The organism is Bartonella sp. AP4SXKL, from assembly GCF_042195845.1.
In the GTDB taxonomy this organism is placed as follows: Bacteria; Pseudomonadota; Alphaproteobacteria; order Rhizobiales; family Rhizobiaceae; genus Bartonella.
In genome coordinates, this window is the sequence record NZ_JBHIPA010000004.1 from 98,165 (window position 1) to 110,166 (window position 12,002).

Genomic DNA, 12,002 nt, shown 5'->3' on the forward strand with positions numbered 1-12,002 from the left:
AATGATGAGGGGTTATCGTATGTAAAGATGCTTATCTTCTATTATATCAATGGCTTATCCCCATAAAATGAAAAAATGCTTACAATGGAGGTTGCTTTTTAAAATACATATGAATGCTTATGAATAGCGCACGCTATCCGTGTGATGTTAGCTTGCATTCTCATCAGAGATCAGCTGTAAAAAGGCTTTCTTTTTTACCGTTGTTAGAACTCTAAATCTTTTGAGCAGCAGGTATTCCTCTGTGCTTGATGCGATTTCATCATGGTGGTATGGGGACTGCTGTTTTGTAATGATATCGGCGTAAAAAAAGGCAATGGGAACATTCAAGATATCAGAAATTTCCATTAAACGCCCTGCGCTGACACGATTTAAGCCGTTTTCATATTTTTGAATTTGTTGGAAGCTTACGCCTAAAGCGTGCCCTAAAGTTGTTTGAGACATTTTTAGCATTTTTCGTCTCAAACGAATTTTTTTGCCAATGAAAATATCATTATCAAGATCTTTGGTTTGCATTTTAAAGCCCCCCGCCGGTTGCGAGCGCCCTCGCATGAGTATTCCGGGAGTCTGAAAACACTGAATCCGAGTCAGCATTTTGCTTTTAGTGCTGAGAAGCACCTGGACATAGCAAAATCTCCCGGAATTCCGGGATACCCACAGGAGTGGGTTTATTTTTACGCTCGGATCTAGGGTTTTCAGTTCCCTTTTGGTCGTTGCGTATGCGACCAAAACATCTTTTAATTCATAAAGTAATTTCAGGAAATTTACAATAAAAATTAAAATAGTGTCTCTTAACGTGTCGTTTCTTAAAATGGAGGGGTGGCATGTTTTGCATTCAAGCAATAAAGTGTTCACAAAGGGGACTTTGAATAGCACACTCTATCGCGTTATGTTAGCTTGCATTCTCATCAGAGATCAGCTGTAAAAAGGCTTTCTTTTTTACCGTTGTTAGAACTCTAAATCTTTTGAGCAGCAGGTATTCCTCTGTGCTTGATGCGATTTCATCATGGTGGTATGGGGACTGCTGTTTTGTAATGATATCGGCGTAAAAAAAGGCAATGGGAACATTCAAGATATCAGAAATTTCCATTAAACGCCCTGCGCTGACACGATTTAAGCCGTTTTCATATTTTTGAATTTGTTGGAAAGTGACACCTAAAGCGTGTCCTAAAGTTGTTTGAGACATTTTTAGCATTTTTCGTCTCAAACGAATTTTTTTGCCAATAAAAAGATCAATATTAAGATTTTGAGATTGCATTTTTCCCCGCCGGTTGCGAGCGCCCTCGCATGAGTATTCCGGGAGCTTGAAAGTACTGAAATCTAATCAGCTTTTTTTGCTTTTAGTGCTTAAAGCACCTGGACATAGCAAAAACTCCCGGAATTCCGGGATACCCACAAAGTGGGTTCATCTTTACGCTAGAACTTAGGGTTTTCAAGGCCCCTTTTGGTCGTTGCGTATGCGACCAAAACATCTTTTAATTCATAAAGTAATTTCAGGAAATTTACAATAAAAATAGTTTTTTACTTACAAAATTTGTTTTTTTATGAGAGGCTATCCGCTTCTTAAATCTCTCTGGAATGATTGTCAAAATCATGACATTAGCCTTCGTGTTTTTTGAGAGGGTTAAAAAGCCTTAAGTTTTAAGATCAAAAGAACTTTGGACGCTTAAAAGTTAAACATTTTCAATTCGCTAATATTGACAACATAGACAAGAGTAATTATCTCCAATATTCAGGAATAGAAAGGACATATATTATGAAGCCCACCCTTTCTCCGCTAATTTCAGAGTTCGAAACCGTTGAACAGGAAAGCAGCTACACTGCATGGCTGCGCGATAAGGTAGCGAGAAGTCTTGCAAATCCATATCATCCTATTCCGCATGATGAGGTTATGGCTGAAATGGAAGTTATAATCAGTCAGCTTGAAGCTGAACAGGACAAGTGATGCTTCCGGTTGTTTGGTTGTCTTCGGCACGTGACGATTTGCGTCAGATGTTACCTATATTGCTCGCGAAAATCCATCTGCTGCGCGCCGAATGAAAAGGTTTTTGGAAGCATCCGTACTGCCATTGGCAGAACATCCATATTTATACAGACAGAGTGAGAAGGTATTAGGATTACGAGAAATTGTAGCGCATCCAAATTACCTTATATTGTATCGAGTAGCTGCACATCAAATCGAAATTGTAGCTGTAGTACATGCCCGACGTGAATTTCCTATTTTTCTTTAATCTAATCAGAGGCTATCTGCCTCTTAAACTTTTCTGGAACAATTACCAAAATCATGACAACAGCCCCGCGTTTATCAAAGAGACTAAAATGATTTCTTCCACGGTAATGAATTGCGGTCTCTTCATTTAAATTTGCACAATCGCTTGCTGTTTGAAGAAGGGGGGTGATCGTTTCTCTGTGCTATAGGATGTGTGTCTGTGGAATGTGGTGGGGTGCCTTGTGGTTTTGGGCGTGCGCTTTAAAAAATAAACATAAGCATTATTCAAATTTACTTTAATGCATGAATTGTATCTGTATTAAAAGAGAAATCAGCTTTTTGTAAGCGCTTAATAAGTTTGGGAAATGTTTCGTTTACGTGTTCTTTAAAAGAAAGGTAGTAAACTCCACCAACATCTGAAAGCATTTCAATGCCTTCTTTTTGTAGAATAGCAATCCTCTCAAGAGGAAGTGTGGCAGCTAACATGCCCATTTCGAAAATAACGTTTTGTCGTGCACGGGGTTGAATTTTTTCTGCACCTTGAGATATAGCATAACCCATGTCATCATGCGTGAGGAGTACAATACCAAAACTTATAGAACTGTCACAAATTTCTTTTTTCAAAGTTTGAATGATGGGTAAACCATTACCACTCGTGTTTTGTAAGATGTATGGTTCGAGACCAAGCTTGAGAAGAACATTTTCAAGCTCCGTTAAGGCATAACAATCATGACCATGAACGATAAAAATTTTTTTATTTGAAGGATTGGAGGCAGTTTTTGAGGAAGGAATCGTTGATGTTTCTTCTATATGCTTTGCTAAATCTTCTATTAACTTTTGTTTTATGTTTTCTTTGCCTTGAACGTTGATTGTTCCTGTGCTTTCATACCAATTAATAACGCCTCCTTCGGAGGTTTTGATCTGATATCCTTTAGAAGAATTAAGTGATAGAGACTTAACTTCCATGATTTTATATCCAGCTGTTTTAACTATATCTTTAAGGTCTTCGACGGTTCCGCTATATTTCACTGTTTATATTCTTTCAATATCGCTGGTTATTAATATAAAATGTTGATTTATTTTTATAACTATTTGAATTTAAATAGCTTTATGATTTCATTTTCTTATACAATGCACAAAAAGAGACGGTCACCTTCCATTCAATTGATTGAAACGTGGGAAAACTTGACTAAATGATGGGAAATTTTACTGCGTGATGAAGCGATCTGATTGAATTGTGAATGAACGAAACGAATTTTTCTCCTATTTGTATATGCCGTTATGTGCTCTATATAAGAAGCACGAAAGTTAACGCTTTATTTATAAATTCTCCTCCTATATTACAAGGGGGTTTTCTCACATTTTTCTTGCATTGTTTTAAGCAGTATTAAGGGGTTGTCGTTCCCCAAAATGACTTCTTCTACAGCAATGAATTCACATCCAGTCTTTAAGACTTCATCAAAGGTTAAAAAATCGCTTCCTGCTTGGATAATGGCGGGGGTTTGCATAATTTCTGCCCACCATGTTGCTAACTGGAGATTGCGGGGGTGCGCTTGGGGTTTTTTATCAGCACCGAGTTTTCCAAAGAACAGGTAATCAACACCTGTTTCCGCTGCAAGCATAGCACTATGGCGATTGCGTAAATTGCCAAAGCCTATAATTTTTTGTTCCTTTTGCTGATTTTTGAAGCTTTCAAGAGCGTTAAGATCATTTTCTATGTGCAATCCATCAGCCTTTATGCGCCCAGCAATGCGGCTGTCATCAGCAATGAGAAGGGCTGCGTCATGATGTTGAATATCTTCTGCGTAAGTTTGCGCTTGTTGTTGTAAAAAAGAGCTATCATCTTTCAATTTTTCAGAATCATAGAGGATGACGCATGCAAAAGACTTTGTTTGTAAAATTTGCTGCAAAAATGTGTGTGGGGTGTTGCGCCGAACATCAAGTGTTAAAATCAACTGAGGGAAAAGAGGTGGATCAATTGGTTTATTTTTTTGTTGTGTCATGTCAAATCCCTGTTTCTTAGAAAAAATAACGCTTAAAAATTAAAGTTTCATTCTATTATGCTTATTTGCAATGAAAGTGACCACCATTTTCACGTAATTTAAAGGATTTGTGGGTGTGTGGAAGCCTGTTTATGAGAAATGAGAGTGTTTTTAAGCATAATATGTTACCTTTTCGCTGTGATACACGTATGGACGCTTTTCGTTCTTTTGCCTTTAAAAAACTTTTGCTTTTAAAAAAATAAACGCTTAAAATGAAACTTGACTCTTAAAAATTAAAATTTCATCCTGTTCATGCTTGTTGGCAATAAGGGTAAGCACCATTTTTATGGGACTTCAAGGGGGGTGCAACGTGTGGGAGTCCACTGATGAAGTACCAAGGTATTCTTGAGCATAATACTCAACCTTCTCATCGTGATACACGCATTGACGTTTTTCGTTCTTTGGCCTTATTGACGATTTTCATCAACCATATTCCCAGAACGATCTATGAGTCTTTTACTCATAGAAATTTCGGTTTTTCTGATTGTGCAGAAGTGTTTGTTTTGCTTTCAGGGATTGCTCTTGGGTTAAGCTTTCATGGACGGTTACAGCAAAAATCCTTTGCTTTTATTATCCGAAAACTTTGGTACAGAGCTCTGCAGCTCTATGGGGCATATCTTTTTACGACTTTTGTCACGTTAAGTCTTTTTTTTGCTGCCTTTTTATTATGGCGAACAGAAAAACTTTTATCGATGAACAACGTGGGACTCTTTTTTAAAGAGCCTGGTATCGCATTTTTGAGTACCTTAAGCTTTGGGCATCAATTGGGATATAATAATATTCTTCCTCTTTATATCGTTTTGATGTTTTTTGCGCCTTTTATCCTTTATTTGAGTTGTAAGCAGACAAAATGGCTGCTTTTGGGCTCCTTTACACTGTATCTTATCTGCGGATTTTACAAAATTGCTCCTCCTTCTTATCCTTTAAAGGGAAAGTGGTTTTTAAATCCTTTGTCTTGGCAATTCTTATTTGTCATAGGATTGACCAGTACTTTAGCGCTTAAACAAGGAAAAAAAATCGCTTTTCAGTCTTTTTGGATTGTTTGTGCGGCAGCGTATCTCTTGTTGGCGCTGTTATGGGTTCGCTTAAACTGGTGGGGCATTTTGGGGTGGCTTGGCTGGTCTTCCCCATTGGTGAACTTTAATAAAACCTTTTTAAGCTTGCCACGTTTACTCCATGTTCTTGCATTAGCCTTTCTCATTCTTTCTTTGCCGCGCATCAATAAATGGTTTTATGTCTCTCAGAAACATCCTTTAGCAATTTTAGGAAAACATAGTTTACCGGTCTTTGTAACGGGAACCATTTTTGCGATGTTTGGACAAATTATAAAAACAGTGATGACAGAAACGTTTTTTTCCGATACCCTCTTAATAATAACGGGTATTGCTTTGCAATTTGGAGTCGCTTATTATTGTGAAAAACGGCAATCTTGGCAGTGGTCCTTTTCAAGGAAAATGATCCGTTTATAAAAAATATTCCTGTAGTGTTTGTTGGGCACGTTAACCTTAGTATAAAAAGTGCGTTGCGCAAAAAAATTAAAAGAGGTAGCAGTTTTAAAAAAAAGCGTTCTATACAGCAACAAAAGAAACTTTTTAATACTCTATTCGTTAAGGGGTATGATTTTGTGCTGATACTTGGAGTATAAAAGCGTGAGTGTACATAAACGTCCATATGATGAACCTATTATCATGATTGAGCATAATGCTTTTGAAAATGCTTTTAATCGTCTCTATGAAGAAACAATGGCGCTGATTGAAGAAACCGCAGCGTATATTGACTCAGAAGGGAAATTAGTGGCACGCTCTCTTTCGGCAGAGGTTTCTGCAGTCTATGCGAAAGAGGCTATGTATTTAAGTACACGACTTATGCAAATCGCTTCTCAACTCCTTCTTCTTCGCGCAGAGCGTGAAGGGGAAATGTCATCAGAACAAATAAAAAAAGAAATTGTAAAAGTGTCACTTCATACACCGACATTGGAACTTGAAACCCCTCATTGGCATGAATTGCCAGAAGTTTTTCGCCAATTTGTTTCTCATTCATTGCGTTTAGAAGCGCGGATAACCTATATGCGTGCTGGGTGGGAAACTGCGGCCTCCTGTGCTCTAGAAGATGATAATCCAGTGGGAAAACAAATCGAATTGCTCAAAACAGCCTTTGGGCGTTCTTAGAGGGACTCCCCTTGCTTTGTGCGAAGGAGAAATATCATCAGAACAAATAAAAAAAGAAATTGTAAAAGTGTCACTTCATACACCGACATTGGAACTTGAAACCCCTCATTGGCATGAATTGCCAGAAACTTTCCGTCAATTTGTTCTCATTCATTACGTTTAGAAGCGTGCATTTTGTTTCATTTAGAGATGCGGCTGTAGTTTAAGCGCTTTGGTCAATAAGCGGCGGCTGTACGTTTAAGCGATGATAATCCAGTGGGAAAATAAATTGAATTACTGAAAACAGCTTTTGGGCGTTCTGAGAAGAATAGCTCCTTGCTTCTTTCTTACGATATTTAGAGCAGTATACCCATTTTTTTTTACAACCGAAATTTCACAATTAAAACTAATCTAGAGTGTTTTTTTCTGCCTAATTTCTATTTGGCGTAGAAATATCTTGAGCTTATAGCTTAGAGGGGGTGTATAAGTATTGATTTCGAATATGGCATGGGATGGAGTATGGTTGGTTTTGTGGGAAATCGGCTTTGGTTGATTGCAGCTGGAATACTTTCTGTTGATCTATCGTGTGATTTTGTTTTGGCTCTGATAATGATCTGGCTCTAAGATAGAGTAGGGGCTTGTACATCAATTTATTTGTGCTCTATAATTTATGCCTATAAAGCTGCTGTAAAGTGTGTGTTAATGAGGATGATACACATTGTTGCAGTTTTGGGGCTTCTTTTGTTTTGAATGGAAGTTATTTTTCCTCGCGTAAAGTAAAATATCCAAAATAAAGTGCCATATAATGAATGCCCCATGGGTTCCCTGTGCCCCTATGCAATGTCCCTCTCTATGAAATGTTATTGTGGTGTGATGGGTATATTCAAAAACACCTCTCAGTTCTTATTCACATTCGTTGAGCCTCTCTCATTTTTACGCTTGCAAAGGAAAAAGCCGGCACTATCATCATATTTTCCAGTTCTCAATGTTGCGACAAGCTCTTGGCACTTGAGTCAATTTATTAGAGGCATTTTTAGTCCTGTCTTGTACAGTTTCACTCTATACGGCAATCCCACGTTTCATATGTAAGAGAATGGTTTTGATTGCTTCAATATAAACAGATTTGTAATGAGAAAATCTTAGGATATTCGGGATTCTTATGCAACATACAAAATAATTAATTATCTTTGTAAATCAATGTGTTGAGTTATTGTGGTAGCGTCATGCTATAATGTAAAAAGTTTCCGTAAAGTGTATACTATCCATTGCATAGCCTCTTTATACTTATGAATGTGCAATCCAGCACTGATCTATTTGCTCGTTTGCGATGTTTAACCATTATGGCATTGGAAATGATACAGAAAGGGAATTTTTATGCTTTAGAGGGTGCTTGATAAGGTGCTTGCTTGTGATGTGTGAATGGTTTTGATTGATTTCAGTTATGCTTCATGAAGTGTGTTCCATAAAGATGCTGTTCGTTGTGTGTTATAATTGTATAAATTTGGGGGATATGATTATCTTTTTACTGGTTTTGTCTTGGGTTGCTGGTTTCTTTGTGGTCTTGTCTTTATTCACATCTTTATTCACAGGGGGGAAAAGTGTATAGACTGTAGTTTATGGCAGAGACGATTCGTATTATAGGCATTGATCCCGGATTACGGCGTACAGGGTGGGGCGTTATCGATGTTGCGGGTAATCGTCTTCAGTTTATTGCAGCAGGGACGGTTTCTTCTGATGTACAGTGTGAGCTGGCTTCCAGACTATGTCAGATCCACAAAGGTCTTTCAGAGGTTGTGCATCAATTTATGCCCCATGAAGCTGCTGTAGAACATGTATTTGTCAACAAAGATGCTACAGCAACTTTAAAACTTGGGCAAGCGCGTGCAATTGCACTGCTGGTTCCTGCGCAAGCAAATCTTCCTGTTTTTGAATATGCGCCCAACAAAGTGAAAAAATCAGTTATTGGGGTTGGACATGGGGCTAAAGAACAAATCCATATGATGGTCAAAGTTCTCCTCCCACGGGCTGAATTTGATAGCAGTGATGCGGCTGATGCTCTTGCTCTTGCTCTTTGTCATAGTATGCACCGTAACAGTATTGACCGATCTTATCAGGCAAGGATGGCGATATGAGTGGGGTGGAAGCATGATTGGCAAATTAAAGGGCACTCTTGAACATATCTTTGATGATCATATCCTTCTTGATGTTCACGGTGTGGGGTATGTTGTTTTTGTGTCAAATCGGCTGCGTCCTTCTTTACCCTCTGTTGGGGAGGCGTTAAGCCTTTTTATTGAAACGCATGTTCGGGAAGACGCAATCCGCCTTTTTGGTTTTGCTACAAGAGCTGAACAGGAGTGGTTTTGTCTTCTACAAAATGTTCCTGGAGTAGGGGCAAAGGTTGCTTTGGCAATCTTGGGTACTTTATCGCCAGATGAACTTGCACAGGCTATTGCTTTAAACGATGTTGCGATGATTAGTCGAGCGCCAGGCGTTGGTAAAAAAGTCAGTGAAAGAATTGTGGGTGAACTGAAAAGTAAAACACTCCCCTTTGAACAAGCTGTCAAGACTGTTTCGGTTTCTCAGCGTGAGATGACCAATCAACCTGCGCATGATGCGCTTTCCGCGTTGATGAAGCTAGGGTTTGAACGGGAGCATGCATCTCGTGCTCTTGCTCTTGCGATGAATGCTCTTGAGGGGGAAACTGTTTCTTCTGCCCTGCTGATCCGCCATAGTCTCAAATTGCTTTCTTCTCCTACTTAAAATCAAGGTAACAATGCATAAAGATGAAGATAAACGCCTTCTGGGTTCCGCCCCCCTTCCTAACGATCCAGATCGTTCCTTGAGGCCACAAGTTCTCGATGACTTTATTGGTCAAGAAGCGGCGCGGGCTAATTTAAAAATATTTATTGAAGCAGCAAAAACGCGGCAAGAAGCGCTGGATCACGTTTTGTTTGTAGGGCCACCGGGGTTGGGAAAAACAACGCTTTCACAGATTATGGCAAAAGAATTAGGCGTTAATTTTCGCTCTACTTCAGGGCCGGTCATCGCTAAAGCAGGAGATTTAGCCGCTCTCTTGACCAATCTTGAAGAACGTGATGTCTTGTTTATTGATGAAATTCATCGCTTAAATCCGGCGATTGAGGAAATTCTTTATCCAGCCATGGAAGATTATCAACTTGATTTGATCATTGGGGAGGGGCCGGCCGCACGCTCGGTGAAAATTGATCTGGCTAAATTTACTTTGGTGGCAGCAACCACACGTTTGGGGCTTTTAACCACACCTCTACGAGACCGTTTTGGCATCCCAATTCGTCTCAATTTTTATACGATAGAAGAATTGGAATATATTGTGCAGCGTAATGCACGACTTTTTGCCGTTAAGATCAGTGATGATGGTGCTCATGAAATTGCACGCCGAGCACGCGGGACGCCTCGTATTGCCGGACGGCTTTTACGGCGCGTTTGTGATTTTGCTCTGGTTAAACAGGCAAAACAAATTGACCAAAAAATCGCCGATGAAGCCCTTTCGCGCCTTGAGGTTGATCATCTTGGGCTTGATCCGCTTGACCGCCGCTACTTGCTCCTGATTGCGGAAACTTTTTTAGGGGGACCGGTGGGGATTGAAACGATTGCTGCTGCTTTATCAGAACCACGCGATGCCATTGAAGATATTGTTGAACCGTATTTGCTCCAACAAGGTTTTATTCAAAGAACCGCTCGTGGACGCATTCTAACTGAAAAGGCTTGGAGCCATTTAGGGCTTTCTGCTCCAGCCTCTACAACGTCTATACAAAGGCGTTCTCAACTTTCTGATGCTCAAGACAATTCATCACTTCAGACATCTTTATGGGATGGGGAAGATGACTAAGGCATTCTCTTTGTTAAAAGAAACTATGTGAATATTTTATAGCAAGGTCATAAAATACAAGAGACGTGCCTTCTTTTAGCATATTCTGGCTAAAAAGGTTTGGCACTATTAAAGATTTTTTGCTTTTCACAACTTCAACACAAAAATGTGTTCAATCTTTTGATTGATAGATAATTTGCTATATTAGATGATTTTATGGGATATGAAGTCGATGACAGAAATAACACCTTTTAAGAGCAATCATACAAACGCTTTTCATAATTTTCAGGTCCGCGTTTATGTTGCGGATACAGATTTTTCCGGTGTAGTTTATCATGCGCGTTATCTTGAGTTTTTTGAACGAGGACGTTCAGAGTTTTTACGCGATACCGGTTTTAATAATAAGATGTTAGCAGCAGGGGGTGAGGGGGAAAAACTGTTTTTTGTTGTTCGTCATATGGAAATTAATTTTTCAAGACCCGCTAAAATTGATCATCTTTTAGTCGTTAAAACACGTGTTACTCATATCCAAGGGGCCCGCTTTTTTATGGAGCAATCTATTTTGCATGAGATGACTACGTTGGTAACAGCCAAAGTTGAAATTGCTCTGATTAATGAGGAGGCAAAACCGCGACGTTTACCCAAAGAACTTTTTGCAAAAATGCTTGGTTAAAAGTGTTATTCATTGAAACAGCCGCTTCAGGAGAGATCAGCAGATATAAAGTAATCTATAATCTAAGACTATACATTTATCATAGCCTAGATGTTTTCTAACAAGGTTACACGATACAGCAAAAGAAAGCACCTCTGCTACAATAACTACAATAAATTGAAGATGATATCCCACAAAATTAAACACGCCCTATCCATGTTATGATTCAAAAACAATGTCATATCATCCATTTTCTTCTATAAACTCAAGATATTTTCTTTTTTTTGAAGAAAGGTTTGTTGGCATCGGAAAGCAGCGAAAAAGTACAAAATATAAAAAGAAATAAAAATGGATTAAGATTTATTTTTATAAAAATGCACATACCCAGCGCAATATTGCAATAAAGTGATAATAAGCCATTAGGTCGAAAATTGCTTAAAAACACCCAAAGGGTGTTTTTAAGCAATTTGATTTGTTTTTTTTACTGGATTGTCATTTGGCATCACAAGAGCGCGTGTTTCATCCATTTCTATCTATAATGCATCACTTTATGTGCGCTTCTAAGCGTAGTAAATGAGTGAGAGATCAATGTATACAAAGCAGAAATGCATTCTTGATTTAAAGTTTCAAAAGCATATTATTCTATATAATATATTGACTTAGAAAGATAAATTATCACTTCTCACGGGTACAAACCCTAATAGAGGAATAGAATAAAATACTTTACATTTCAAATCTGTTCATGTTGAAACAATTAAAATCATTTGCTTACGCATCATAAGAGAGCAATAAAAATCATTGAAAAAATTGTAAAAATGTTCCTTATGTATCATTTTCAATGCAATAATGATCAAATATCGCAAGTGAGCAAAGAGAGCGAAGAAGCTGGTTTTCATGAAGTAAAGACGTGAAAAGGCTTTTTTCATGTCACGGAAGCTTGTACGTTATACCATGGTGCCAGAGAGATGATAGGCATTGAAAGGGGCTAATTCACAACACAATGAGATTACATGAGACTTACACTAGATTATATAGGACTTATAATAGGGGGGGTGCATGGGGGAGGCGCATTGTTGTGAGGTGTGGTAGGGTGGTTTAGTATCGTTTT

General features: G+C 38.5%; 13 protein-coding genes. 9 read left to right on the forward strand and 4 right to left on the reverse strand.

The features are described 5' to 3' along the window. Nucleotides 1-147: 147 nt before the first annotated feature. Entirely contained in the window at nt 148-549 is a 402-nt protein-coding gene (locus ACFIMI_RS03540; protein ID WP_375692255.1) for a helix-turn-helix domain-containing protein, read from the reverse strand. Between the two features lie 340 nt (nt 550-889). Beyond that, entirely contained in the window at nt 890-1,255 is a 366-nt protein-coding gene (locus tag ACFIMI_RS03545) for a helix-turn-helix domain-containing protein (protein ID WP_375668273.1), read from the reverse strand. 498 nt (nt 1,256-1,753) lie between these two features. Here ACFIMI_RS03545 and ACFIMI_RS03550 point away from each other — a divergent pair, with 498 nt between their 5' ends. Next, nucleotides 1,754-1,942: an antitoxin gene (locus ACFIMI_RS03550; protein ID WP_375652452.1), complete on the forward strand. Its 189-nt coding sequence runs from the start codon at nt 1,754-1,756 to the stop codon at nt 1,940-1,942. A gap of 58 nt (nt 1,943-2,000) precedes the next feature. Beyond that, nucleotides 2,001-2,228: a type II toxin-antitoxin system RelE/ParE family toxin gene (locus ACFIMI_RS03555; protein WP_375652484.1), complete on the forward strand. Its 228-nt coding sequence runs from the start codon at nt 2,001-2,003 to the stop codon at nt 2,226-2,228. A gap of 269 nt (nt 2,229-2,497) precedes the next feature. Here the strand turns inward: ACFIMI_RS03555 and ACFIMI_RS03560 are convergent, their stop codons facing one another. Continuing rightward, nucleotides 2,498-3,235, reverse strand: a complete 738-nt coding sequence (locus tag ACFIMI_RS03560; protein ID WP_375692245.1) for a TIR domain-containing protein — start codon at nt 3,233-3,235, stop codon at nt 2,498-2,500. Between the two features lie 311 nt (nt 3,236-3,546). Continuing rightward, on the reverse strand, nt 3,547-4,209 hold the full coding sequence (locus ACFIMI_RS03565; RefSeq protein ID WP_375692246.1) for a thiamine phosphate synthase: 663 nt from the start codon (nt 4,207-4,209) through the stop codon (nt 3,547-3,549). A 365-nt stretch (nt 4,210-4,574) separates the two neighbouring features. Between ACFIMI_RS03565 and ACFIMI_RS03570 the strand changes: the two genes are divergently transcribed. The 7 genes from ACFIMI_RS03570 to ybgC all read left to right on the forward strand — a co-directional run bounded on the left by ACFIMI_RS03570 (nt 4,575) and on the right by ybgC (nt 10,915). Next, on the forward strand, nt 4,575-5,717 hold the full coding sequence (locus ACFIMI_RS03570) for an OpgC family protein (RefSeq protein WP_375692247.1): 1,143 nt from the start codon (nt 4,575-4,577) through the stop codon (nt 5,715-5,717). Nucleotides 5,718-5,897: 180 nt separating this feature from the next. Beyond that, complete coding sequence (locus tag ACFIMI_RS03575) at nt 5,898-6,416, forward strand: DUF1465 family protein (RefSeq protein ID WP_375652444.1); 519 nt, start codon at nt 5,898-5,900, stop codon at nt 6,414-6,416. A gap of 16 nt (nt 6,417-6,432) precedes the next feature. Beyond that, a complete protein-coding gene (locus tag ACFIMI_RS03580; protein WP_375692248.1) occupies nt 6,433-6,579 on the forward strand; it encodes a hypothetical protein in 147 nt (48 codons plus the stop codon). A 1,432-nt stretch (nt 6,580-8,011) separates the two neighbouring features. Next, nucleotides 8,012-8,527 carry a crossover junction endodeoxyribonuclease RuvC gene (gene ruvC, locus ACFIMI_RS03585; protein ID WP_375613206.1) on the forward strand — a complete coding sequence of 172 codons (516 nt, stop codon included), beginning with the start codon at nt 8,012-8,014 and terminating at the stop codon, nt 8,525-8,527. Nucleotides 8,528-8,540: 13 nt separating this feature from the next. After that, a complete protein-coding gene (gene ruvA, locus ACFIMI_RS03590; protein WP_375611757.1) occupies nt 8,541-9,155 on the forward strand; it encodes a Holliday junction branch migration protein RuvA in 615 nt (204 codons plus the stop codon). Between the two features lie 13 nt (nt 9,156-9,168). Then, nucleotides 9,169-10,263: a Holliday junction branch migration DNA helicase RuvB gene (gene ruvB, locus ACFIMI_RS03595; RefSeq protein WP_375613207.1), complete on the forward strand. Its 1,095-nt coding sequence runs from the start codon at nt 9,169-9,171 to the stop codon at nt 10,261-10,263. A gap of 211 nt (nt 10,264-10,474) precedes the next feature. Beyond that, nucleotides 10,475-10,915 carry a tol-pal system-associated acyl-CoA thioesterase gene (gene ybgC, locus ACFIMI_RS03600; protein ID WP_375611759.1) on the forward strand — a complete coding sequence of 147 codons (441 nt, stop codon included), beginning with the start codon at nt 10,475-10,477 and terminating at the stop codon, nt 10,913-10,915. The last annotated feature ends 1,087 nt before the right edge of the window (nt 10,916-12,002 follow it).

What these genes read in the sequence shown, in the direction of transcription:
- ACFIMI_RS03540 (WP_375692255.1), bottom strand. Translation starts at nt 549, where the DNA reads ATGCGAGGGCGCTCGCAACCGGCGGGGGGCTTTAAAATGCAAACCAAA.
- ACFIMI_RS03545 (WP_375668273.1), bottom strand. Translation starts at nt 1,255, where the DNA reads ATGCAATCTCAAAATCTTAATATTGATCTTTTTATTGGCAAAAAAATT.
- ACFIMI_RS03550 (WP_375652452.1), top strand. Translation starts at nt 1,754, where the DNA reads ATGAAGCCCACCCTTTCTCCGCTAATTTCAGAGTTCGAAACCGTTGAA.
- ACFIMI_RS03565 (WP_375692246.1), bottom strand. Translation starts at nt 4,209, where the DNA reads ATGACACAACAAAAAAATAAACCAATTGATCCACCTCTTTTCCCTCAG.
- ACFIMI_RS03570 (WP_375692247.1), top strand. Translation starts at nt 4,575, where the DNA reads ATGAAGTACCAAGGTATTCTTGAGCATAATACTCAACCTTCTCATCGT.
- ruvC (WP_375613206.1), top strand. Translation starts at nt 8,012, where the DNA reads ATGGCAGAGACGATTCGTATTATAGGCATTGATCCCGGATTACGGCGT.
- ruvA (WP_375611757.1), top strand. Translation starts at nt 8,541, where the DNA reads ATGATTGGCAAATTAAAGGGCACTCTTGAACATATCTTTGATGATCAT.
- ruvB (WP_375613207.1), top strand. Translation starts at nt 9,169, where the DNA reads ATGCATAAAGATGAAGATAAACGCCTTCTGGGTTCCGCCCCCCTTCCT.
- ybgC (WP_375611759.1), top strand. Translation starts at nt 10,475, where the DNA reads ATGACAGAAATAACACCTTTTAAGAGCAATCATACAAACGCTTTTCAT.